The 24,410-nt window shown below is 46.7% G+C and carries 23 protein-coding genes; 9 read left to right on the forward strand and 14 right to left on the reverse strand.

Annotation, left to right across the window (positions count from 1 at the left end; all coding sequences use genetic code 11):
• Positions 1-110: 110 nt before the first annotated feature.
• Together ACO0KY_RS11280 and ACO0KY_RS11285 are read left to right on the forward strand one after the other, a co-directional pair.
• Positions 111-728 (forward strand): OmpW/AlkL family protein, encoded by a 618-nt coding sequence (locus ACO0KY_RS11280; RefSeq protein ID WP_423046097.1) that lies wholly within the window; start codon positions 111-113, stop codon positions 726-728.
• A gap of 202 nt (positions 729-930) precedes the next feature.
• Complete coding sequence (locus tag ACO0KY_RS11285) at positions 931-1,440, forward strand: DUF1993 domain-containing protein (RefSeq protein ID WP_423046099.1); 510 nt, start codon at positions 931-933, stop codon at positions 1,438-1,440.
• Between the two features lie 134 nt (positions 1,441-1,574).
• Here the strand turns inward: ACO0KY_RS11285 and ACO0KY_RS11290 are convergent, their stop codons facing one another.
• From ACO0KY_RS11290 to ACO0KY_RS11305, 4 genes are all read right to left on the reverse strand, one after another.
• Positions 1,575-2,153: a YceI family protein gene (locus ACO0KY_RS11290; protein WP_423046101.1), complete on the reverse strand. Its 579-nt coding sequence runs from the start codon at positions 2,151-2,153 to the stop codon at positions 1,575-1,577.
• Positions 2,154-2,229: 76 nt separating this feature from the next.
• The gene (locus ACO0KY_RS11295) at positions 2,230-3,033 is read right to left on the reverse strand and encodes a class I SAM-dependent methyltransferase (protein ID WP_423046103.1); all 804 of its coding nucleotides are present in this window, start codon (positions 3,031-3,033) and stop codon (positions 2,230-2,232) included.
• Between the two features lie 116 nt (positions 3,034-3,149).
• Positions 3,150-3,602, reverse strand: a complete 453-nt coding sequence (locus ACO0KY_RS11300; RefSeq protein ID WP_423046105.1) for a group I truncated hemoglobin — start codon at positions 3,600-3,602, stop codon at positions 3,150-3,152.
• A gap of 19 nt (positions 3,603-3,621) precedes the next feature.
• Complete coding sequence (locus ACO0KY_RS11305) at positions 3,622-4,524, reverse strand: DUF3034 family protein (RefSeq protein ID WP_423046107.1); 903 nt, start codon at positions 4,522-4,524, stop codon at positions 3,622-3,624.
• A gap of 565 nt (positions 4,525-5,089) precedes the next feature.
• On the opposite strand from ACO0KY_RS11305, the gene ACO0KY_RS11310 reads away from it, so the two are divergent.
• A complete protein-coding gene (locus ACO0KY_RS11310) occupies positions 5,090-6,802 on the forward strand; it encodes a diguanylate cyclase (RefSeq protein ID WP_423046109.1) in 1,713 nt (570 codons plus the stop codon).
• Here the strand turns inward: ACO0KY_RS11310 and ACO0KY_RS11315 are convergent.
• The 3 genes from ACO0KY_RS11315 to ACO0KY_RS11325 form a co-directional block, all read right to left on the reverse strand.
• On the reverse strand, positions 6,790-9,147 hold the full coding sequence (locus ACO0KY_RS11315) for an EAL domain-containing protein (RefSeq protein ID WP_423046111.1): 2,358 nt from the start codon (positions 9,145-9,147) through the stop codon (positions 6,790-6,792). The genes ACO0KY_RS11310 and ACO0KY_RS11315 overlap by 13 nt on opposite strands.
• A gap of 126 nt (positions 9,148-9,273) precedes the next feature.
• A complete protein-coding gene (locus ACO0KY_RS11320; protein ID WP_423046113.1) occupies positions 9,274-9,669 on the reverse strand; it encodes a methylamine utilization protein in 396 nt (131 codons plus the stop codon).
• Positions 9,670-9,885, reverse strand: a complete 216-nt coding sequence (locus ACO0KY_RS11325; RefSeq protein ID WP_423046115.1) for a hypothetical protein — start codon at positions 9,883-9,885, stop codon at positions 9,670-9,672.
• A gap of 256 nt (positions 9,886-10,141) precedes the next feature.
• Here ACO0KY_RS11325 and ACO0KY_RS11330 point away from each other — a divergent pair, with 256 nt between their 5' ends.
• On the forward strand, positions 10,142-11,188 hold the full coding sequence (locus ACO0KY_RS11330; protein WP_423046117.1) for a GGDEF domain-containing protein: 1,047 nt from the start codon (positions 10,142-10,144) through the stop codon (positions 11,186-11,188).
• 8 nt (positions 11,189-11,196) lie between these two features.
• Here the strand turns inward: ACO0KY_RS11330 and yedA are convergent, their stop codons facing one another.
• The gene (gene yedA, locus ACO0KY_RS11335) at positions 11,197-12,069 is read right to left on the reverse strand and encodes a drug/metabolite exporter YedA (RefSeq protein WP_423046119.1); all 873 of its coding nucleotides are present in this window, start codon (positions 12,067-12,069) and stop codon (positions 11,197-11,199) included.
• Positions 12,070-12,195: 126 nt separating this feature from the next.
• On the opposite strand from yedA, the gene ACO0KY_RS11340 reads away from it, so the two are divergent.
• Both ACO0KY_RS11340 and ACO0KY_RS11345 read left to right on the forward strand, forming a co-directional pair.
• Positions 12,196-12,642: an Lrp/AsnC family transcriptional regulator gene (locus ACO0KY_RS11340; protein WP_186912322.1), complete on the forward strand. Its 447-nt coding sequence runs from the start codon at positions 12,196-12,198 to the stop codon at positions 12,640-12,642.
• Positions 12,643-12,645: 3 nt separating this feature from the next.
• Positions 12,646-13,602, forward strand: coding sequence for a LysR substrate-binding domain-containing protein (locus ACO0KY_RS11345; RefSeq protein WP_422993090.1), 957 nt, complete (start codon positions 12,646-12,648; stop codon positions 13,600-13,602).
• Positions 13,603-13,639: 37 nt separating this feature from the next.
• On the opposite strand, the gene ACO0KY_RS11350 is transcribed toward ACO0KY_RS11345, so the two are convergent.
• The 6 genes from ACO0KY_RS11350 to ACO0KY_RS11375 all read right to left on the reverse strand — a co-directional run bounded on the left by ACO0KY_RS11350 (position 13,640) and on the right by ACO0KY_RS11375 (position 20,444).
• Positions 13,640-14,623, reverse strand: a complete 984-nt coding sequence (locus tag ACO0KY_RS11350; protein WP_423046121.1) for a glucokinase — start codon at positions 14,621-14,623, stop codon at positions 13,640-13,642.
• 30 nt (positions 14,624-14,653) lie between these two features.
• A complete protein-coding gene (locus ACO0KY_RS11355) occupies positions 14,654-15,790 on the reverse strand; it encodes an ABC transporter ATP-binding protein (protein ID WP_423046123.1) in 1,137 nt (378 codons plus the stop codon).
• Between the two features lie 110 nt (positions 15,791-15,900).
• The gene (locus ACO0KY_RS11360) at positions 15,901-16,770 is read right to left on the reverse strand and encodes a carbohydrate ABC transporter permease (protein WP_423046125.1); all 870 of its coding nucleotides are present in this window, start codon (positions 16,768-16,770) and stop codon (positions 15,901-15,903) included.
• Positions 16,760-17,650, reverse strand: a complete 891-nt coding sequence (locus ACO0KY_RS11365; protein WP_423046200.1) for a carbohydrate ABC transporter permease — start codon at positions 17,648-17,650, stop codon at positions 16,760-16,762. Before ACO0KY_RS11365 ends, ACO0KY_RS11360 begins: the two co-directional genes overlap by 11 nt.
• 164 nt (positions 17,651-17,814) lie before the next feature.
• Entirely contained in the window at positions 17,815-19,068 is a 1,254-nt protein-coding gene (locus ACO0KY_RS11370; RefSeq protein WP_423046127.1) for an ABC transporter substrate-binding protein, read from the reverse strand.
• Between the two features lie 122 nt (positions 19,069-19,190).
• Complete coding sequence (locus tag ACO0KY_RS11375; RefSeq protein WP_423046129.1) at positions 19,191-20,444, reverse strand: maltoporin; 1,254 nt, start codon at positions 20,442-20,444, stop codon at positions 19,191-19,193.
• Positions 20,445-20,869: 425 nt separating this feature from the next.
• On the opposite strand from ACO0KY_RS11375, the gene ACO0KY_RS11380 reads away from it, so the two are divergent.
• From ACO0KY_RS11380 to ACO0KY_RS11390, 3 genes are read left to right on the forward strand one after another with little or no spacing between them, the layout of a single operon-like run.
• On the forward strand, positions 20,870-22,192 hold the full coding sequence (locus ACO0KY_RS11380) for an ABC transporter substrate-binding protein (RefSeq protein ID WP_423046131.1): 1,323 nt from the start codon (positions 20,870-20,872) through the stop codon (positions 22,190-22,192).
• A gap of 10 nt (positions 22,193-22,202) precedes the next feature.
• Positions 22,203-22,916, forward strand: coding sequence for a response regulator (locus tag ACO0KY_RS11385; RefSeq protein WP_186912314.1), 714 nt, complete (start codon positions 22,203-22,205; stop codon positions 22,914-22,916).
• A complete protein-coding gene (locus ACO0KY_RS11390) occupies positions 22,909-24,378 on the forward strand; it encodes a sensor histidine kinase (protein WP_423046133.1) in 1,470 nt (489 codons plus the stop codon). Before ACO0KY_RS11385 ends, ACO0KY_RS11390 begins: the two co-directional genes overlap by 8 nt.
• The last annotated feature ends 32 nt before the right edge of the window (positions 24,379-24,410 follow it).

Below are 24,410 nucleotides of genomic sequence, written 5' to 3' on the forward strand. Positions count from 1 at the left end.
TTTTTTGAAAGAATTGTGCCATGCATCAAATTTGATGTAGCGCAAAATGAGGCTTGAAGCACGGAACTACACTTTGCTCATCTTAATTCGAAACCCAAAAGGAAATTAAAATGAAAAAAGTAATCCTCGCCCTCTCTTTGGCAGCAATTGGTTTTACAGCAACACAAGCAATGGCTGATGAAGCGCAAAGCCCATGGATGGTTCGTGTACGCGCTGTAAATATCAGCCCGGCAAATAGCTCCGACCCTGTAGGTGGTGTTGGCGCCGCAGATCGTATTACTGTGAGCTCAAAAACGATTCCTGAAATCGATTTCACTTACTTCGTGACACCAAATTGGTCTGCTGAATTGATTCTCACTTATCCACAAAAACACGATGTTATGCTCGATGGTGCAAACATTGGTAGCTTCAAACATTTACCACCAACTTTGACTGCGCAATACCATTTTATTCCAGAAGGAAAGATTAACCCTTACCTCGGTGCTGGCGTTAACTATACCCGTATTTCTGACGTTAATTTGTTGAATGGCGCTGCTAACCTCGACAACAATAGCTTTGGCCTGGCATTGCAAGCTGGTGTTGATTTTAAAATCGACAAAAATTGGTCTGTGAATCTGGATATCAAAAAAGTACAAATTCGCAGCGACGTGACTTTGAATGGTGCAAAAATTTCCAACGTTAAAGTTGACCCATTGTTAGTTGGCGTAGGCGTAGGCTATCGCTTCTGAATTCCTTGCTGAATTACTTACAGCCCGAATCTGACAGCCAGAGAAAGCCAGTCTTTGTGACTGGCTTTTTTAATGCTTTGCAGCAATGGAAATCTGATCTTTTGTATCGAAGACTTATGTGGTTTTTTGCCTGTCATACGTGGATCATCAACTAGCCCTATAATCGAGCCCGGTTTCTTGTTCCACCTAATGGAGAATCACGATGGCGATTTCTATGTACACTGCCTCAGTCCCAGTTTTGACACAAATGTTGGATAGTTTAAGCGATGTTTTGGGTAAAGCTGAAGCGCACGCAACTGCAAAAAACATTGCACCGGAAGTTTTTTTACAATCCCGTTTGTTCCCTGATATGTTTGCTTTAGTACGTCAAGTGCAGATTGCTGCGGATTTTGCCAAGGGCATTGCTGGTCGCCTGGCAGAGGCAGAATTGCCTGCTTACGAAGACAACGAGCAAAGTTTTGCCGATTTGCTGGCACGCATCGCCAAAACGAAAGCATTTATTTTATCTTTGGATGCGGCTAAGTTCGAGGGTAGCGAAAACCGTGACATCGTTTTACGTCCAGGCACGCCTAAAGAGAAAAAATTGAGCGGTCATGCTTACTTGTTGAACTATGGTTTTCCGCAGTTCTTTTTCCACGTGACGACGACGTATGCGATTTTGCGCCATAACGGTGTAGAACTCGGTAAAAAAGACTACATGGGTTCCTACTGAGGAATTAGATTTAGTTTAGATTTAGTTTAAATTCAGTTTAAATTCAGTTGATGCCATCAAAAAGCCGCATTTTCACTTTTTAGAAAATGCGGCTTTTCAGTTTTAACGTACTTATTGTTGCGCTAATACAGCGTTCATTCCTTGATCGCTTCCACATTGAAGTACAAAGTTACTTCATCGCTAACAAACGGAACGTAGCGCCCGACCTTGAAATCGCTACGTAAAATCTTGGTGTAACCATTCGCACCGCACGCTTCTCTGAGATACAAAATCATAAAACGGCAATTGAATTGGGTCACTTCTATCGTGACGGGCAGCGTGGTGTTTTTAATCGTCAGTTTGCCTGTGACTTGTGTCAGCTTATCCTCATTGAAGATCATCTTATCTGAGCTGAAGCTGATTTTTGGGAATTTATCCGTGTCGAAAAAATTCGATGAGCGCATGGCACGGTTAAATATGTCTGATCCAGTGTTGACGGAGTTGGCATCGATTTCCAGATTAATGGAACCACTCTTGTTTTCCGTATCCATGGTGATGCTGCCAGTATTTTTATCGAAGCGACCACGTTGCGTCGATAAACCCCAATGCTGATATTCAAAACTACTAAAGGTGTGTTCGGGATCGATTTTGTAGGTGTTTTCTGCGAAAACGGCGCTGCTTATGAGGCCGGATAGTAGCAACACACTATGCTTAAAGAGTAGTCGAATAGGCATCACAGCTCCTGATTTGTATGACATCAGGTGTGCTGATGTCATACCATTGCCTGAGGTTTCAACCTGAGATTGATCTTCAGGGTTTGACGAACTTCAAAGTCATCCTATCACTTTCACCTATCGCCTCATAGCTGGCTTTGTTGCTATCTTTATTGGCAAAAGTAGGAGGCAATGCCCAGACGCCGCCTTCATGGTCTGCGTGATCTTTAGGGTTGGCATTGATTTCTGATTTACCGGCAAGTTTGAAACCGACGCTCTGTGCCATCTGAATCACGTAGCTTTCATGGACGTAACCACTGCTGGCTTTATCATCTTGTGGCATATTTTCTGGTAAACGGTGCTCGACCACGCCAAACACGCCGCCCGTTTTTAGGGAATCAAACGCAGATTGAAATGCCGCTTTGACGCTGCCATTTTCATTTGCAATCCAATTGTGGACGTTGCGGAACGTCAGTACCATATCGACGCTATGCTTGTCAGCATAATGAATATTTGACGGTGGTTCGAATACGCCGAGTACCACTTTATCAAAGACCGCTGGTTTAGCATCCAACCTTTGTTTGAAGCGTTGGTAGCCTTTTCTGACGTTTTCATTCGCATTGTTCGGGTCGTTGGCGGTGGCAATCATCAAACCGTCAGCCCGTAAGTAGGGGGCGAGAATTTCCGTGTACCAACCAGCGCCTGGGGCAATTTCCACCACTTTCATATCCGGGCGAATGCCAAAAAAGCTCAAAGTTTCATAGGGATGACGATAAACGTCGCGCACGACGTTGTCAGGCGTACGTTGTGCACCGTTGACGGCAGCTTTCAAACCATCATCAGCATAAACTGAACTACAGCAAGCAAGAACAAGAGCAGAGGCAAGCAAAAGACGTTTCATACGTGAGACTCCGGGAAGAAAGCAGATCAGACGACAAAAGCGAATAGAAGTTTCATTCGCCGACATTTTCATGCTTTTAGCATAAGCCCTGAAAGAACTAGACCGCGCCGCTAACATTATCTGACTGTGACTATATCTCTTTTCATTGGTGCCAGTCGGGCGATTAATTTATTTTGAACGGAAAACGGGATTTCGCATTTTTCCATTGCGATCTGTAAGTCTTCTGCCAGAGCATTAAATTGAGCGCTGGTGATCCCTAATTTTTCATGAACGATTTTCATGTCGTCACCGCTGTACTTGCATGGGCCGTCTGCAAGCACGCAAAATTGCTCCTTGAGCAGTGAAGCCAAGCGCTTCATGTTGGTCTCTTTGAAGCCATCTTTGATGCGACTGTCGTTGAGGATTTGTTGTGCTGTTTCATCGACGATACAGCTGATGCCCGCATCTTGACCGAGATCTTCATACAACGTGCTGGCTTGCGCCTGGGTGGATATCCCGATTGCACTGATAAATAAGCACAGAAATAAGCACAGAAAAATGCGAACTAGTGTTTGGGGAAAGATGTTCATCTAGACTTATCCTTCTCTATCAATGACCGATTTGCACAGACAAATACCAGCCGTGCTGATCTTTAGTGTTAAATGCCGTAATGTCACCGATATCAACGTAAGCCAAAGTCACGGACACATTTTTATTGGGAAACCAGGCCAGGAAGCCATCGTAATAGGCTTTTTCATGGTCGATGCTGAGATTGTTAGGTTTTTGCCGGTATTCTGCGCCGAGCGCCAGCTTGCGATTCAGCAGATAAGCTGCCGACACCTCTGGCATGACTTGATAACGATTGTGCAGATCACCACCAAAACCGAGTAAGCCCATTTGATTTGCTTTGGTCATCCTGAGTGTGCCATTGAGCAGCAAACTTTGTGCCAGAAATAGCTTGGTCGCGGACAGATAGTAATCCGTACCCTGGTTACTTTTTGCGCCTAGCTGAGTAACCTGTGTCACCCCCAGTGCATCGAGTCCGGTAACGTTTTGATCACGTTTATACATGGCACCGATCGCAATTTGTGGCCGCCAGTTATCCTGATCGGCAATCAGGTCACCCGCCAGCTTTAATTTGACGCCAACAACATCCTGACTCAGTTTTAATTTGTCTAATGGTGTCAGACTGCCACTAAATTCTTGTTTTGATAGTGACAGTTCTAGTTTGTCACAGATTCCTAGGGCAACGCCGTAAGTGCTCAACTGATAATCCTGGGTATTGAGCTGCGTCACATGGGCATTGAAGCCGTAGCTATCTTCCGTGCCGTAGCCAGTAATGACCGCCCACGGCACCAGACCAGCGCCGGCGGCTCCTTCGACTTGAATTACGCCAGCAGTGGCAAGTAATTTACCTTGGTCTGGCACAGGCAGGCTTTGTGCCCGGATCGCTTCTGTATTGAATCCGATTAGCCATATAGCTAAGCAAAATGGTAGGTGACGTAGGCGCATGGGATGGCAGTAATGTCGTGGTGTGACCGCAATGCTATCGCAAGTCAGTCAATTTTTTATCGGGTCATAAGCGGGTAATCGTGTGCAGGTAGTATTTAAAAAATAGAAATGTATCAGTCTTTGGCATCCGCAATCGTCGTTTTGCTAGCGTGACTGTGTCATAAACAACGTCTGATACTTTATTCTAAGGTAAATTTTTTCCGGCTATGGTTTTGCCTGTATTTTTGACGCATTTATTATCGTTTTTTATTGATGACCGTATTCTCACAACAACATCCTAATCACACTTAATAACAAATGAATTAACATCGAATCGCGATTCTGAGGCTTGAATACATCTTGAAGTTAACGACGAATATTTGCCTTGCTTAGGAGAACTGATTTCGCGTATCTTCGTATAATTCTCTATTAGTTGCATTAAATTGCATGAAATTTCAATTTTTCTTTGTGAAACTGGCACAGTTCCCAATCAGTACATTGCTACACGACTGGTTCTAATCGAACAAAATTTATTTATATATTTATTTATTTATTTCTTTTTCGTTGTGAGTTTTTTAGTCACTTTATGAGTCGTTCTTCTTTACGTCGCGAGCTGGTTGTCCCAATTACTGCTGTGGTGATTGGTGTTGCCGTTGCGATCGGCTGGGTGTCGATGAAGGCAGGAAGTGACGCTGTTTTTTCATTGACCCAGCGTGTCTTGGTCGACATGGTTAGTCGGATTAATGTTGCCACAGAGAAGCATCTGGATGGTGCATTAACTGCACTTGAGTCCATTGCGCCTAGTTCAGCGCATATGCCAAAAGAACACCATTTCAACCCTGACCTACAAGTACTGGAAGATAAATTCTGGACTGCAAGTGGATTATTCATGGATATGAATAACTACGTCTATTTTGGTGGAAAGGACGGTAGTTTTCTTGGCGTTTATCGTATCTCGCAGAGCGATGTGCAATTATTTTTGCGTAGTGCTAATGATCAACGCAGAAGTGTCTATCAGGTGAGCGGAGTTGGTGATCGATCTCATTTAATTCGTACTGACGAATTTGATCCACGCAAGCGCCCCTGGTACCAGGCCGCTCGTAATTCAGAAGCCCCGGTGTGGTCGGGTATTTATAATAATTTTTCTTTTCATTACCCAACGATTACCCTGGCCAAAGCAGTTTTTGAAAAAAATCACGAATTTGCAGGTGTGGTTGCCACCGATGTGACGCTCAAAGAATTGTCTAACTTCTTGAGTAAGCTAGACATCAGCAAAAATAGCGTTGCCTACATTGTCGATGAGGATGGTTACATTGTGGCGACATCCGGGAAAGAGATTCCTGAGCGTACCGTCAATGGTATGCCCGAACGTATGCGCGCAGTTGATATGAAAACGGTTCTCATTAGCAGTACTTACGCCAAACTGAGCCAGTTAAATGTGAAAACACCAGAAACCCGGGAATTTGATTTGCCTATGGGGTTGGTGGACATGGCGATCTCTCCTTTAGGAAATAAGCAAGGCTTGCACTGGCAAACCATTGTGGCTGTGCCGCGCTCCGATTTTATGAGTAGTATTAATGAGGGTTTCTTACAAAGCGTGGCGATCGCCATTGCTTGTATTCTATTCGCACTGACCATAGGATTGACCATCGTTGAGCGCGTGATACGTGACATACGGAAGTTGACCGCAGCTGCAGAAAAATTTGGTAATGGCGAAGCCATGCCTAAGTTAGATATTCGTCGTACAGACGAGATTGGTATTCTCGCGCAGACTTTCACTGAAATGGAAAATAAACTGCGCTTTGATAAATTGACGCAAGTGGCCAACCGTGAATCCTTATTTGCCCAGATCAATCACTTACAAATCATGGCGAAGGAGCAGCCAGAAAACTTTAGCGGATTTACGTTGCTGTTCGTGGACTTAGACCGGTTTAAAAATGTGAACGATAATCATGGGCATGATGCTGGGGACAAAGTGTTGGTGATTACTGCAGCACGTTTGCGTTCAGCGATTCGTGATACGGATGAGGTCGCACGTTATGGCGGCGATGAATTTGTTTTGTTATTGAAAAATACGAAAACCACAATAGACATTCACAACATGGTGGAAAAAATATCGGTGTTAGTCGAAGAACCCATTGCGCTTGAAAATGCGATGGTGGGCATCGGCGCATCAATAGGCTGGGCCAGTTTCCCGGAAGATGGTGATGATTACGTGCGGCTCATCAAAATAGCTGACAGCCGCATGTACAACCGCAAACGTGACCGGAAAACGGCATCCATCGTTCACGCCGTTTGATTTGATTTCCATCTTTCAAGCCACGCCGGTATATTTTCCGCTGGCATAGGTTTACTAATGAAGTAGCCTTGAGCCTGATCGCAGCCAAGCTCTTTCAACAGCGCTAACACTTCTGCATTCTCTATTCCCTCGGCAACAACCCGCAATCCCATATTGTGCCCAAGATCGATCGTCGACTTAACGATCTTAGTATCGTCAATGTCCTGTTCCATTTTCAGGACAAAGGACTTATCGATTTTTAATTCATCCACCGGCAGGCGCTTCAGATAAGCGAGTGAAGAATAACCAGTGCCAAAATCATCGATCGACAATTCCATTCCCATGGCATGTAGTTTATCGAGGGTCAGATGGGCACGCACCGGGTCATCCATGATCGCGCTTTCAGTGATTTCCAAACAAAAACACTGAGGGTCCACCTGGTTTTTTTGTAGAATTTCAGCAAATTTCTCAGGCAATTCCTGATCCAGCAAATCACGGGTAGAAATATTGACCGAAATCTTTATATTGATGCCAGCGTTCTGCCATTGCTGACAGCACGCTGCCGCCGCATTCATTACCCAACGTGTGAGTTGACGGATAAAACCGGTTTGTTCTGCAAACGGGATGAACTGATCTGGAAAAATCATGCCTTTTTCAGGATGGAACCAACGAACCAGTGCCTCGACTGCCACAACTTCATTACTAATGACCGAAACTTTCGGTTGTACATAAAGCTGAAAATGATTTTGTTCCAATGCCGTACGCATTTCTGTGAGCAAGGACAAACTTTGCTGGCTGGATTTGTCTATGGTTTGTGAATACAGCACGGCGCCGTTTTTGGCGAGTTTTGCTGCGTACATCGCCACTTCTGCATGACTCAATAAAGTTGCCGTATCATTCGCATGATCAGGATAACCCGCAATCCCAATACCGGCGCTGATGTCGACGGTCTGGTCTTCAATAGAAATTGGTTGTTCCAGTGTCAACAAAATTCTATTTGCCAGTTGCTGTGCCTGATCAACATTGGTAGCTGGTAAGAGAATCGCAAATTCATCCCCTCCCAGACGTGCCGGTCGGCTATTGCCTGCTCCCAGTTCAGCACTGAGTCTGAGCGCAACCTGTTGGAGTAATACATCACCAAAGCGATGTCCCATGACATCATTGACGTGTTTGAAACGGTCCAGATCCATCATCAGTACAAAACAAGAATTGCCGCGTGATTTGGCGACACTGATCGCTTCATCGACCATATCAGTAAATAAGGCGCGGTTCGGTAAGGTCGTCAGATTATCCCAGTAAGCCAGTCGGCTGATTTCTTTCTCGCGTAGTGCAATGGCATCACGCATATGCGAAAAACTATTGGCAAGATCGCCGATTTCATCATTTTGTTTGATGTCTATCGTGGTTTTGTAATCGCCAGTTCCAAGACGACGCGCCGTTTCTGCCAATTGTCTGACTGGATTGGTAATGCGACGAGCGGTAATTGCGCTGAATATGCTGGCAATAATGCCGCCTAAAATGGTTAAGAAAAGCAAGTTTCTTTGTAATTTTTTATACGGTGCAACGGCCTGATTGATCGACAATTGCAATACGGCGACGGTCGCACTTTTTTCATTTTTGGCCAGCGGTAAGATGCGCTCACTATAGTGATCATCGTTGAGATTCAAGTCGCGAATAAAAGTCGATTTGGTGATTGCTGAGGGTAACAAGGCCGCTAACTTGTATTCTTCTTGTTCGTCTAATGTTGAGACATTAGGCATCCACGGACCATTATTTTTGGACGTAAATATACTAATTTGCATCGCCGATAATTCCCGCATGTCGTTGACTAATCTGCGGTCTATGGGAATCGCCATGGCGACCCAACTAATGGTGACCGGCGCGTTGACCGGTACCATGACCATTTGATATGGTTTGCCATCGACGATGTCGGTGCTGGATGCACTGCCTTTTTCTGTCGCGCTTTTGATCAGGTCGTAGACGCTTTTTTGAAAACCATGCGCCAGAGTATCGCTGCTGGCAACGATGATTTTGCCATCTAACCCAACTACCATCGTCAGGTCGGCTTTGATGCGCTCACCATGATTGAGTAATGCGGACACCATAGTCTGTGTATCATTGGTACCGATTGCCTGGCGAAATGCATAATCTTTCGATAATAACGTGGCACCTTCTATGAGATGTTGTGCATTCTGTTCCAATAAATGCAGAAAAATTTTCTCGTTAAAAGCGAGACTGCTTTCAATCTGTGCGCGAGCATTGTCATCAATCGACCTGTCGATAAAGAAATATCCGGCCAACTGCAAACTCAGTAATAAACTGATGAATAAGGTTACTACCCGGCTTTCCAGACTACGCAAGCGCATTTTTTCTCTTTCTTCAGGCTAGATTAATTTGGTACTTGATAATTGACGCAATGTTATCCTTGGGCTTGTACTTTTACGAAGGCAATCAATGATAGTGCTTGAGGTTGCTTCATCCTAAAGCGTAATTTAGCGCAGCTTAAACTTCAGGTGTACTGCAATGGGAGTTGATTCCGTACCGATTTTCATTTCTTCTGCCTGTGGTTCACTGCCAGTGGCTTGCTGGTAGTGCCAGACCTTCAGTATATATTTTCCTTGTGGCAATCCTGATAGGGTAGCGTTACCGTGGGCATCTGTTTTGGCAAAAAAAGGCGTATTGACGACGTGTATATAGGCCAACATTTGATCATGAATGTTGCATCCCACCGTGACCGTTCCGGCTTTATCAAATAACAGCGGTTCTGACGGCTTGCCTGAATACAGTTTTAATTCAAAAGTTTTGGCCGGTGAAAATGAATACGCCTGATGTTTGACCGTATCGTTATTCGGAAAAGAAATCAAAGTCCCGGTTTGTACCACCGTCACTCAGGGGATGAATTTCTTATTTTTTTGTTCGATGACGGCTGGCGCAGGTTTACTGTTGTTGATTGTAAACGTTGGTTCGGCGTAAACAATAGCATCTTCTACCGTTTGCCCGCTATTATCAGTCACCGTAACAATGGTATTAGCACGTGCACTATTGTTTGCTCCGGCGCATAGTAGTACAGTGAGTGCAAAGAAACCTAAGAATTTAGCTGACATTGGCGTATCTCTCATGGACGGCAAAGGCAGAAGGTGCAAAATAGCTTCTTCTTTCCTGGACTTGCATCAAATTTTTTGTAAAAACTTGTGAATACCTTATAAGCCTATCATTATTTGCTACACTGAATCAGCACATCAGATAAATTCCTTTATTATCCGGATGATGAGATAGTAATCCGATTTTTAAATGTTGCCCGGTGGAATTTTCACCCTCTTTTTTTGGCTGTCTTTCGAGTACATTGCAGGGATCTCGAACATGGAATCCATTATCAAGCATTTGGTAGAAATTACCGGCTATCGCGACCATGATTTGCTCAATATCTCGATAGCGTCATCGTTACGCGAAATCTTCGCCGCCCGGTCGGCACGTATTTCTGAACTCAGTTATGACGGTACAAACTCTTTTCTTACTTCCAAAGTGGATATTACGGCGACTGGCGTCGATGTGATCGATCAGCCCGAGCTTATACCATTGTCGGATAAATTGAGCGAAATTCCGGAACTGAAAACGGCCATTGCCGGGCGTCAACCGGTGATTGAATGTGTCACTGATAATGAGCCGCGTATATGCTTGTTGCTCTGGAATGCAGAGCAGTTGGAAGCATTGATAGAGCTGATTGGTCCAGGCAACCGTAATCTCAACACCATGGAAGTATTGCGTGGGATGCTGATCGTTTATAAAAATTTCCTGGCATTGCTAGACTACAACGAACGCGATTCGTTGACAGGTTTGCTGAACCGAAAAACCTTTGACGACAGCTACACCCGGATGTTGCGCATGAACGTCGGTCACCATCCTCTGACGGAGGCTGAAGTGGGCGCTGATCAGCCGGAAACCGAAAATAAAGTGGATCATTACCATTGGCTGGCCGTGGTTGACATTGACTATTTCAAACGAGTGAACGACCAGTTCGGGCACTTGTATGGTGACGAAGTATTAATTTTAATTGCCAATATCATGCGAAATTCATTCCAGCCCAACGATCATTTATTCCGCTTTGGTGGCGAAGAGTTTTTGATTTTGGTGCATTCAAGTAGTCTTGGTGAAGCACACCGAGTTCTGGATCAATTCCGTACCAATGTGGAGCAATATCATTTTCCGCAAGTCGGACAGGTTACAGTCAGCATAGGGTTCGCGCGGATTGATACGTTTGAGCCAGCCGTCGCGACTGTTGGTCGCGCCGATCAGGCTTTGTATTACGCAAAAACGCATGGTCGTAATCAAACCTGTCACTACGACATGCTGGTGGCGAATGGCGATTTACATCAGGAATATTCTAACGATATTGCCGAATTTTTCTAAACTGATGTTCATTTGGCGAGCTTGCGTGAGGTCGTTAACATAATCACGCTGCCAAGAATGATTGCCATCGCAAACATCGCTTTGCCTGATATGTGTTCACCACCGAAGCTTGCTCCCAGTGCAACTGCAATCACTGGGTTCACATAAGCATAACTGCCCGCCAGTCCAGTATGTACTTTTGACAGCAAATACATATACGCAGTAAAGGCGAGCAAAGAACCTGCAGTCACCAGGTAAAACCAGGCGGCGACCGCTTTGAAAGTGACGGGGCCTGCCACGTGTTCACCAATGATAGCGCTACACAGCACCAGAAAAATACCGCCTACCAACATTTCACTGGCAAAACCCATGCCGCCAGCCGCCATTTTTAATTTTTTCTGCGACAAAATTGAACCTACGTCCCAGCTCAAAATTGCTGCCAGCAACAAAATAATACCGATCGGTTTCGCCGCAAAATCACCATCAGAAGCAAGCAATACCGCACCGGCAAAACCGCACACAATACCCAGCCATTCACGACGTTTGGGCCAGTCACCAAACAGACCAGAAAGACCAGACAAAATCATCGGTGAGCATGCGATAAATACCGCCGTTAATCCGGACGACACATATTGTTCGGCGCAGGCGGTTAAGCCCGTTCCACCGCCTAGCATTAAGATGCCAACAATTCCGCCATCGCGCCATTCCCGCAGAGTCGGAATACGCGCACCACGCCACAGTTGCCACGCAAAAAGTATGGATCCAGCAGCAACGAAGCGCGTGCCTATCATCATTAGTGGTGGAAATGACTCAAGTGCGACCTGAATCGCAAAATAAGTCGACCCCCAGACGATATAGACGGTGAGTAAGGCAATTAAAACAGAACGAGGCAAATGGCGCATAGTATTGGTGCTGGAATGAAACTAGGGATACAACAGTGTATGTGAGTCAGGAGCGATTTTAAATGGATAAAGCAAGGTAAATCAGGTACATTTCTTTTAAATCGACTGAAAAATCAAGGTTTTACCATGAAGATAGAATTTGACCTGATGGACGCAAAAATCCTCGATATTTTGCAGGCAGATGCCAGAGTCACGCTGGCCGAAATCGGTCGCCGTATTCATTTAAGTCAGCCAGCGGTTGCGGAACGTATCAAACGGATGGAGGCAGCGAATGTGATTACTGGCTATCACGCGCATGTCAATCCGGAAGCGCTTGGCTATGGCATTACCGCTTTTGTGCGGATAGCCAGCCGTTCCAGCGATATGCCAGTTGTCAAAATCGCGGAACAAGTACCAGAAGTGATCGAGTGCCACGCAATTACGGGCGAAGACTGCGTGATCGTTAAAGTTGTTGCACCATCGGTCAAAGAATTGGAGCGCGTCATCACCAGCCTCGCGCGTTGTGGCGTCACGTCGACTTCATTGATCTTATCGTCGTCGATAGAACGACGGGCGATCAAACCGGTGGAGTAGGGTATGGAATTACGCCAGCTACGCTATTTTGTTGCTATCGTTGATCACGGATCATTGTCGCGTGCTGCCAAGGTCTTGCATATCGTGCAGCCTGCCCTGACGCAACAATTGCAGCAATTGGAAGAAGAACTCGGCGCGACTCTATTGCATCGTTCAGCACAAGGTATGCAAGCAACCGATGCTGGCAAAGTGTTTTATGAACATGCACTTGCGATCTTAAAACAAGTCAGTGACGCCAAATCTGCAGTCGCGCAATCGACGGATAAGCCCAGCGGAACTGTTGCCCTGGGCATCCCGCAAAGTGCCTCCGGTGCGTTGGCATTTCCTCTATTGACAGCGGTACGCGCGGCCTATCCGGATATCGTCTTTCAATTGACGGAAGAATTGACCGGTAATCTGACCGAGCAGCTGCGCTCGGGGCGCTTGAATCTGGCGATTTTATTTGATGATGGGCAGCTCAGTAATTTTGCCACCACCGCGTTGGTCGAAGAAGAGATGATGTTCATCACGCGTGCCGGATCACAATTCGCTTGTAAGCGCAAATCGATCAGTCTGGATAAAGCGTTGCAAGTGCCTTTGATTTTACCTAGCATTCAGCATGGCGTAAGGCCGCGCATAGAACAGGTCGTCAGGCAGCAAGGCTTGCGTATCGAAAACGTGATCGATATTACCTCAATAGCGATTTTGAAATCGGCACTCATGGCAGATATGGGGGCGACGATTTTACCGGTATCGCCATTGCTGGCAGAAATCGAGCGTGGTGAAATGATAGCGACCGCAATCAGCGACGTGCAGTTATCACGCACTGTCAGTTTATGTGCTTCGAAGAATATCCCGCTGACCAATGCCGCGATGGCAGTGGAAAAATTGGTTCTCGAAGTGACGCGGGATTTATGTCAGAGCAAAAAATGGCTGGGAACTAAAAGTTTGATGGCAGACGTATCAGTGCGAGCAAAATAAATTTGCCCGCGCTGAGCTGGACGATGCCGCGTTTTTCTCAAGCTGCCAGCGCAGAGGGGGCTTGTTGGAGTAGGGCTGACAAACCAATAAACGCCGGATATGGCTCGGTAATCACAAACACCGGTATCTCGGACAAATATTGCGTGAAACGTCCTTTTTGTTCAAATCGCTGACGGAAGCCTGAACGCAATATATAGTCACCCAGTCTGGGCACGATCCCGCCACCAATATAGATGCCGCCGCGTGCACCGAGTGTGACCGCCAGATTGCCTGCCATCGTTCCTAACATGTCACAGAAGCTGGCCAATACGTCACTGCAAATCTGGCATTGTTGGTTCAGTCCACGTTGCACAATGTCTGGTGCTTCGATGTCTTCGGCAATTTGTTGTCGACTGGCAGCGAGCGCGCGATAAATCAATTTCAAACCAGGTCCAGACAACAATCGTTCGGCAGACACATGATCAAATTCTTGCCATGCAAATTCCAGAATATCAATTTCCCGTCGGTTTGCTGGTGTGAAACTGACGTGACCGCCTTCACTGTGCAAAGGTTTCCAGCCATCGGCAGAAGGAATCAAGCCAGACACACCTAGTCCGGTACCTGCACCCAATAAACCAATCGCGCTATCTGGAATCGCTGTATGACCACCCACCTGCGTCAATTGTTGCATACCAAGAAGAGGCAGAGACATCGCTAAGGCGGTGAAATCATTCACAACATCCAGAGTCTCTAATTGAAATAACTGGCGCGTCGCTTCGATAGAAAAACTCCAATGATGATTGGTCATTTGTACCCAATCCCCGTGGATAGGATTGGCAATCGCAATCCCGGCATTTTTTACCTGATCAGCACCTGCTGCTCTTGCTTCGCTCGTCTGTAAATAGTGGTGCATCGCGTCGGTAAGTTGCGGATAGTCTGCGCAAGCAAGCACCTTCACCGCCGCTAAAACACCAGGTGAAGTCTCTAAGGCAAAGCGGGCATTGGTGCCGCCAACGTCAGCAAATAATTTAGGAAAGCGCATGTTTAGCTCCTTAACACCGTTTATTACTGCTCAAAGCAGGCTTTGCTCAGTTTCCGGATCAAAAAAGACAGCCTTCGATAAATCAAAAGCCAGTCGCATCGCCTGACCAGGCATCGCCGCCGCGCGTGGATGGGTGCGGCAAGTAATGCGTTCGCCATTAAAGCGGGAGAACACCAAGGTGTCGGGGCCGGTTGGTTCCGTCAGATCAATGACGCAATCGACTTCAGTGGGGTGATAGCCATTGGCTGATTCAGAGCGGCGCGCGCTTTCAGCATCGGTGACGTGTTCAGGGCGGATACCTAAAATGATGTCGCCGTCTTTGTTGCGTAAGCCTTTGACCGCTTGCAGATGAGACGCAGGAATGGGTAATACCGTTTGCTTACCCGCGTGTTCCACTGCAAAACCCAGACCATCTTGATGGGCTTGTAATTTGCCACGTAAAAAATTCATCGACGGTGAACCGATAAATCCTGCGACGAACATATTTGCTGGTCTGTCGTAGATTTCTTGCGGGCTGCCGAATTGCTGAACCACGCCGTCCTTCATCACTGCGATCTTGTCGCCCAAGGTCATCGCTTCAACCTGATCGTGTGTCACATACACAGTAGTGGTTTTCAGACGTTGATGCATGAGTTTTATTTCTGCACGCATTTCTACGCGCAGTTTTGCATCCAGATTTGATAAAGGCTCATCGAATAAAAACAGTGAAGGGTTGCGTGCAATCGCTCGCCCCATCGCAACGCGCTGGCGCTGTCCTCCAGATAAGTGCGCTGGTTTGCGATCGAGTAAATGCGTCATTTGCAACGTCTCGGCAACGCGATCAACAATTTTCTTTTGTTCTGCTGCGGGCACTTTGCGGATGCCTAAGCCGAAAGAAATATTCTCACGTACTGTCATGGTCGGATACAGCGCATAAGACTGGAACACCATTGCAATATCGCGTGACTTGGGTGGTACGTCGTTGACGCATTTGTCGCCAATGTAAATGTCACCTTCAGAGATAGGTTCCAAGCCAGCAATCATGTTTAACAACGTAGATTTGCCGCAGCCAGAGCCGCCAACCAAGATCAGAAATTCGCCGTCCTTAATTTCTAAATTGATGCCTTTTAAAATTTCTGCACCGTTCGGATATACCTTACGTACACCGCGGATGGATAAGCTAGCCATGTTTTATATCTCCTGATTTCTTATTGCTGCACGTCGTCATAGTTGGACCGTGCTGCGATCTATCTTTGTTTTGGTAGGTGTTAAGCTGTATACACTCAGCACTACAAAATTTAGCCTTTGACTGCACCGGCAGTTAAGCCGCGCACAAAATATTTTCCAGCCAATAAATACAGTCCCAATGTTGGCAGCGCAGCGATAATTGCGGCTGCCATATTGACGTTGTATTCAGTGACGCCAGTGGAGGTATTGACCAGATTATTCAAGGCAACTGTCACTGGTTGTGCATCGGTGCCACCAAACACGACACCAAATAAAAAGTCATTCCAGATTTGTGTGAATTGCCAGATAAAACACACCATAAAAATCGGTAAGGACAATGGCAGTATGACGCTACGATAAATCCGGAAAAATCCCGCACCGTCGATACGTGCTGCTTTCACTAATTCATCCGGAACGCTGATGTAGTAATTGCGGAAAAACAAAGTAGTAAAAGCAACGCCATACACCACGTGGACAAACACCAGGCCCATCGTGGTATTGGCGAGTTCGGCTAAACCCAACAAGCGCGCCATCGGCAAAATCACAACCTGGAAAGGGATAAAGCAACCTACCATTAATGCCGTGAAAATAATTTCTGAACGTTTGAATTTCCAGTGCGCGAGTACATAACCGTTGATCGAACCGATCAGGGTAGAAATCAATACCGCAGGTACCGCCATCTTGACCGAGTTCCAGAAGTAAGGTGACAAACCATCGCAACGCACACCAGTACATGCACCGCCCCAGGCTTTTTGCCATGCATCAAACGTCGGGTGTCGTGGAAAATCGAGCAAATTGCCGCTGCGAATTTCATCCAGCGATTTAACCGAGGTTGTCAGCATTACATACAAAGGTGCCAGATAGTACAGCGCGCAAAATATCAGCAAGGCATAAATGAAAATACGTCCCGGACTGAAAATGAATTTGGAATCAGTGCCCATGTTTGGCCTCCTTACTTTCCAGATAAATCAATGGCACCAAGACTGCCAACACGGTCATCAACATCATCATGGCGGAAGCAGCGCCCAAACCAAGCTGACCGCGGGTGAATGAAAATTGATACATAAAAATCGCTGGTACGTCGGATGAAGTACCTGGTCCACCCGCCGTCAATGCCATCACTAGATCGAAGCTCTTAATCGCGATATGCGATAGCACTAACAACACGCTAAAAAACACAGGGCGCAAGGCAGGAATCACAATGCGGCGATAAATAGTCGGCAAACTCGCCCCATCGACCATCGCGGCTTTGATGATGCTATCGTCGACACCGCGTAAGCCTGCGAGGAACAGCGCCATCACAAAACCAGAAGACTGCCAGACGCCCGCAATGACAACGGTATAAATCGCCATATCAGAATTGACCAGCCAATCCATAGAGAAGTCAGGAAAGCCCCATTCACGCACCATTTTTTCTAAACCCAGACCAGGATTTAAGATCCACTTCCATGCGACACCGGTAACGATGAAGGATAGTGCCATCGGGTACAGATAGATGGCGCGTAGGGCGCCTTCCATACGAATTTTTTGATCCAGAAAAACTGCCATCAGCAGCCCAACGACCAGGCAAAACAGAATAAACAAACCACCAAAAATACCCAGATTGGCCGCTGATACCCACCAGCGATCCAATTCAAACAGGGCTTGATACTGACCAAATCCGGTCAGCTCGTAATTTGGCATCAGACGTGAATCAGTGAAAGAAAGATAGGCGGTGAATGCGATAAAACCATACACAAACAGCAGCGATGCAAATACCGTTGGCGATAACACCAGACGCGGCAACCAGACATCTGCGAAAGCTTGCAGACGATTTGGCATCGAAGCTTTTTTGGGTGAATAGGGAATTTTTATTTCTGACGGGGATGTAACCGACATGCTTGTCTCCGGGGGGTGAGCTGAGCTGATGCAGGGGGGAGGTTCTGCATCAGCTCACCAGCGAGGTCATTGACTAAGCTGGTACTCGGGTGAAACTTAAGGAATCTTTACTTCGTTTTTGCGGCTTTCGCCAATGCTTGCACCGCTGCTTGCGATGTCATGTTGGAATTCATGAATTTCGCAATCACGTCTTGAATTGCACCAGCTTTAGCGGAGTCAATTGCCATACCGTGCGCAAAACTAGGTACAAAACTGCCTGCTTTGCTGCTTGCATCCATATCGTCCATGGATTTCAAAGCGCAGCTATCGAACTTCGCACGAGAAACACCTGCACGAGCTGGGATAGAACCTTTGTTCAAGTTAAATACTTCCTGAAATTCCGGACTCATCACCGCGCCAGCCAAAGTCAGTTGGGCTTTTTGCGCATCGGCACCTTTGACGGCAAACATCGTCAGAGAGTCAACGTTAAACGTGAAAGATTTTTCTGTGCCAGGTGCTGCAACACACAAGAAATCTTTTCCAGGCATTTTACCAGCAGCGGTAAATTCACCTTTTGCCCAGTCACCCATGAATTGCATACCGGCTTTGCCATTAATGACCATGGCGGTTGCCAGGTTCCAATCACGACCTGCAGAGTCTTTGTCGATGTACGTTTTGATTTTTGCCAGGGTATCAAAGGTTTTGATCATCGTCGGACCAGTCAGACTTGCCTGATCCAATTGTACAATTGCTTTTTTGTAGAAATCGGCACCGCCTACACCCAAGGCGACAGATTCAAATACCGTTGCGTCTTGCCAGGGTTGGCCACCGTGGGCAATTGCGACGTAACCGGCTTTTTTGATTTTGTCTGCGGCGTCAAAGAATTCAGCAAAATTCGTTGGTACTTTAGCGCCAGATTTTTTCAATACTTCTGGGTTGACCCACAACCAGTTAACGCGATGCACATTGACCGGTGCTGCGACATAGTGGCCTTTGTATTTCATGATATTGGTCAGCATTGGTGGCAGGGATGCATCCCATTTACCTTCAGCTGCTGCCGCATCAATGTTTGCCAATACACCTTCATTGCCCCATTCCTGAATCGATGGACCTTTGATCAATGCTGCGGTTGGTGCACTACCAGCAATAACACGGGCTTTCAATGCCGTCATGGCGTTTTCACCAGCACCACCGGCTACTGCGAAATCTTTCCAAGCCACGCCCTTGGCTTCCATCATTTTTTTCAATTCTGCGACCGATTTGGCTTCGCCACCGGATGTCCAGTAATGCAATACTTCAACTTCTGCTGCTTGGGCAATACTTGCACCTGCGAGTAATGTGGTGCCTGCCAGAACTGCGAGTGTCAGTTTTTTGAGTTTCATTTGAGTCTCCGTCTTGTTTTATTGACTGAATATTGAGCGATTATTGACTACGTCATCGAATAACTACCTGAATCGAGCACCTGGCAACTTAACCAGTGTGCTCGCAGAATTTTTCAGGTGTATTACCACCATGCCTCGACTTGGACGCCAGCAGAAGTACCGCTGGTACCGTTGTTGTAAACCGGGCCGGAGTTATTGCTGGCGTTGACAGCTGCAGTTGCCGCGTTATTCCATTTACCGTAACTGACAAAGAAGCGCAGTTCAGGACGTGACCAGTAGCTTTCACCCATAGAAATTGCTGGTGCAAAAGTCAGTTTGGTCAGACGAGCATCAGGACCACCAGTTGCGGATGTCACACGGTCAGTACCCAGTTCCAATTGCAATTTCAGATGCGGCATGATTGCGTAGACAGGGCGTACACCCAGACTGGTCCATGTGGTGGAGCCAGCATTAGACTTATCTCTTTGCATCAAAGCCACAAATTCAGTGCTGAATTGTTTAGTTGGTTGCACCACCAGATCATCAAAAATACGGGTACGGGTAACGTCTGAACCCAGTAATGTACTGCCTGAGGAACCCATACGGTCATTGCCGACACCAATGCCTGTGCCAGGGCCTACGCCGTATTGGATGCCCAACGTATTACCACCACCCCAGACATCTTGTTTATGCATCACACTTAACTGCCAGCCGCTATGGGTATTGGTTCCCTGGGATTTAATCGCGGTCAATACTGCATCGACTTTACCGCCTTCATTGACTGGCAGACCTTCGTAGATAAAGTTTTGACGGATCGCCGCTGAGGTGTTGGTGACCAAACCTGTGGTTGGGTCAATATTGTTGGTATCGTTGTCTTTGAAGATGGCGTAGCTGAATTTACCCGGACCAGCCTGGATGCCGTCTAAACCACCGCCGGTACCATTCAGATTCACGAATTGCAAATCCAGCATATGAATATCGGGACGGTAGTAGTAACGCTTACCTATCCACGCCACACCGCCATTTAAGAAATCAACGTTTTTAGCTTCAACGTAAGCTTTAGCGATTTTCAGCGAAGCATTACCAAAGTCAGAACTTGGGCTCCAGGCATTGGCCCATAAGGTGCCGGTAAACGTGACGCCATCAACTGCTTTTGCCAGCGTGGAAGTGTATCCGCCTTCGAAATACGCATCACATTCGTTACCAAGACGGTATTTCATAGTATTGCCGCCAAGACCAAAACAGCTTTGTGGACCACCGGAAGAACGAGTGCCTGCGCCGTCACGCAAATAGCCGTGGAAGCCATCTTCATCATGGCCAGCATCAGCGTAAGTCAGTCCGGAAGTGAGCGCGAGTGCCAGCGCCAAAGGCAGTGCTTTGAGTGTAGTACGAGTCATTTTGTCTCCGTGATAGTTGAGTGAACAATGCTCAACAAAGTCTGTGCTTTTTTATTTCTTGCTTTGAGCTTGTTTTTTTATTGCATGTCGTTTGACAGCGATCGGACAGTAACACCGCTATGAATGTGATTCCAACATCAAGGGCTGATGATGAGGCTTGAATGTTAAGGTATTGATTTATAACGATTTTGTGTTTTTTTATTTTTCGCAGGACTTACGTTTCCTTACATAAGTCCTGCGAAAATTTTTAAATCAAATGGACTTTCACAGAGGTGCAAGTGAAATCAGGTTATTGTGAATAGAATCATAAAAACTCATAAAAACTTACGTTTCTTTACAAATAGCTAGCGTTCATTACGGTGGTAATGCCACTTTGGTCTTCAGTTGGGCTATAGTGTTCGCCGAGACAAGGAAGGACCCCTCAGGTGCAAAAAGAAAAAAAAATATTCTTGCCCTATGCGGAATTTGCCGATGAAGCTCAGCCAGACACACAAAAATATCTCGTCTATTTCGTTTATACGGGACTATTTTTGCTCGCTACTCTTCTATTGATGGCAAATGCGCAAGCTCAGACCGTGCAGGTGCTGCATTGGTGGACATCCACCAGTGAAGAAAAAGCGATTGCAAGTTTGTCCGGGCGTATGGCACAAGAAAATATCGTTTGGAAAAATGCTGTGATTCCCAGTGGATCAGGGATAGGTGCTGGCATCGTTTTGAAAAGCCGTATGCTGGCCGGTGACGCGCCGGAAGTGGCACAACTCAATGGCGTAATCATTTCTGAATGGGCGGATCTTGGTTTATTGCAGGAATTAGATCCTGTCGCCAGCAGTGGAAAATGGGAAAAGTCACTGTTTCCAACAGTGTGGCGTCTGATACAGCCTAAAGGCCACCCGGTTGCGGTACCGCTAGGAATTCATCGCATTAATACCTTGTTTTACAACCGTAAAATTTTCGCCAAATTCGATCTCAGTCCGCCGTCGAACTGGGATGAATTTGATGCGCTTGCCAAGAAGCTGCAACAAGCGGGTATTACGCCGCTGGCGCAAAGTTCTGAGCCGTGGCAGCTCGCTACTTTATTTGAAACCCTGGTTTTGTCAGAATCTGACGCTAACTTTTATCGCGACGCCTTTGTGAAGAAAAACTCGCAAGCCTTTGTAGATCCGCGCTTTGGTCGTGCTTTGAGTCGTTTGCGAAGTCTGAAAAAATATATGCCTGCCCCCTTAACTGAACGCACCTGGATTGCTACCATTCGTATGTTGGCCGATGGCGATGCGGCGATGCTGGTGATGGGCGATTGGGCGAAAGGTGAACTGAATTCCTGGGGTATCGTGACCGACATTGGGTTTTCATGCGCCGTCGTGCCCAATACAGCAAATTACCACTTATACGACATTGATACGCTGGTCATGTTAGATAAGGGTGCAACAGCTCGCAGTGCTCAGGAAAAAATCGCCCAGATTGCTGTGTCGCCAGCAGTGCAAACTGAATACAATCAGATCAAGGGTTCTATTCCCGTATTACGCAATCCCGAACTGAACAAAATGGATAGCTGCTCGCAAACTTCATGGAAGATATTTTCGCGCGGTAGCGCAGTGCAAGTACCTAGTCTGGCACACCGCATGGCGACCGACGAAATATCAAAAGATGCCATCATCGCGGAAATCATGCGTTTCTTCTCGAACGACAGCTTGTCTGTCAGTGATACACAAAAACGGCTGGCAGCGATTTCCCGTACTCTACCAAAATGAAAATCTGGATATGACACGCAAGATACTTATTGTCGATGACGACCAAAAAACCCGTACTCTACTGAAAGCTTACCTCGAAAAAAATCAATACGAGGTCAGACTTGCACATAACGGGGAATCGTTTCTGGCGGAATTTCAGCGTTATGTCGATGAATTATCAATGGTGATACTTGACGTGATGTTGCCTGATACTGATGGCTTTGCTTTATGCAAAATCGTGCGTCAACGTTCAAATATTCCCATCATTATGCTGACCGCCAGTTCCGACGAAACAGATCGCGTGGTTGGTTTGGAGTTAGGGGCTGATGATTACATCGGCAAGCCATATAGTCCGCGTGAATTGTTAGCCCGTATCAAGGCTATCCACCGGCGCATGGGTACCGAAAGCAATGCACCACCGCGCTTCTACCGCTTTAATGGGTTTACGCTGGATGCCGTCGAGCGCACGGTGGTCAATGCTGAATCTGAAATTGTTCCATTGACCGGACTGGACTTTCAGTTGCTGAAATATTTTGTAGAGCACCCGGGCGATATCCTCGATCGCGGGATTTTGTGCGAAGAAACCCGTGGACGTGATTCAGGTCCGCTGGATCGGTCATTAGACGTGCAGATCAGCCGCTTACGTTTGCGTTTAAATGATGATGGTAAGCAGCCATTCATTATCAAAACGGTGCGCGGTGCCGGTTACGTTTTTTCTGCTGATGTCAGTGTGTCCAATGTCTGATCAAATCCGCCAGCGTTCATGGATGCAGCGCATTTTGCCCTCTTCTCTGCTTGGGCGTTTGTCCGTCGTCATGGTCGCCGGGGTGATGCTGACGCAATTTGTCGGTAATGCTTTCTGGGCAGCACAAATGCGCAAAGAGTCGCAGATAGAAGTGACGGAGTCATCGCAGCATTTAGCGCAAAGTGCTGCGAGCACGATTCGCTTTTTCATGAGCCCGCCGCCAAATTTCCGGTCGCTGATTATTCAACAATTTCGTGAAATGGGTGGCACCCGTTTTTACGTCAATTTAAATAGCGCACCGATTACCATCAAGGATATTCCTGAGCAAGCGTTGACAGCACTCGCCAAAGAAAAATTTTCAGCGGCGCTCAAAAAAGTCCTGCCGAATATTTCAAAAACCCAGCTGAACTTTACCTGGCCTGATGATCTGGTCTTGTCAGAAGACGGTGCAGGGATTGGTGATGTACCTGACCGTTGGGTGCAGCATATTCTGGTCACCAAGCCAAATCCGGCACCGATATTGGTGTTGCAAGTCGAAATGGAACCTGGACATTGGTTATATCTGGCGACCTTGATGCCGAACCCATATTTTTTGGATAGCAATGATCCTTTGTCTGGTGATCGCGTCGTTTTACAAGCCTTATCCTTAGCTGCGGTGTTGCTATTATCGATTTTGGTCGTGAGCTGGATTACCCGCCCTTTGGCCGCTTTATCAGAAGCTGCCTCAGCATTTGGCAATGGTGAGTCCGCACCAGAATTGCCAGAAACCGGTAGCCGTGAATTTGTGAACACCGCACGCGCCTTCAGTGCCATGCGCGAACGCATCGCCCGCTACATTGAAGACCGTGAACGTTTATTTGTCTCGATTTCGCATGATTTGCGCACCCCGATTATGCGCTTGAAATTACGTGCTGAATTATTGGATGATGACGACATTCGTAGCGAGTTTCATGACGATCTGGATGAACTCGATATGATGGTCAAAGGCGCTTTGCAATGCGTGAAGGATAGCGACATTTACGAGAACCCGACCGAGATACGCTTAGACCCGCTGATCGGTCGTATGGTGCGTGGGGTTGGTTTGGCCGGGCATCAAATATCGTTTCAAGAATCCGGGCTGAGTGTTTCGGCTAAACCTTTGGCGCTAAAACGGGCGATAGGTAACTTGCTAAATAATGCGATTCATTATGGAAAACAGGTGGAGATTTCGGCAATCGAAACAGAGGAGTCGATAGAAATTCAGATCCGTGATCACGGCCCTGGTGTTCCGGAAGAAGCGCTGGATCGATTGTTTGATCCTTACGTCAGACTCGATCATGGCCGTCAGCAAAATCAAACGGGCCTTGGCCTGGGCTTAAGTATTGCGCGTGACATTGTGCAGGCGCATGGTGGTAAGTTATTGTTGAGCAATGCAATGGGTGGTGGATTGTTGGCTCGCATACAATTGCCTAAGCACGGCTGATTGTTTTAAAAGACCAATTGTCAGCTGCTACC

It is taken from the genome of Undibacterium sp. Dicai25W (assembly GCF_049340505.1).
Taxonomy (GTDB): domain Bacteria; phylum Pseudomonadota; class Gammaproteobacteria; order Burkholderiales; family Burkholderiaceae_D; genus Undibacterium; species Undibacterium jejuense.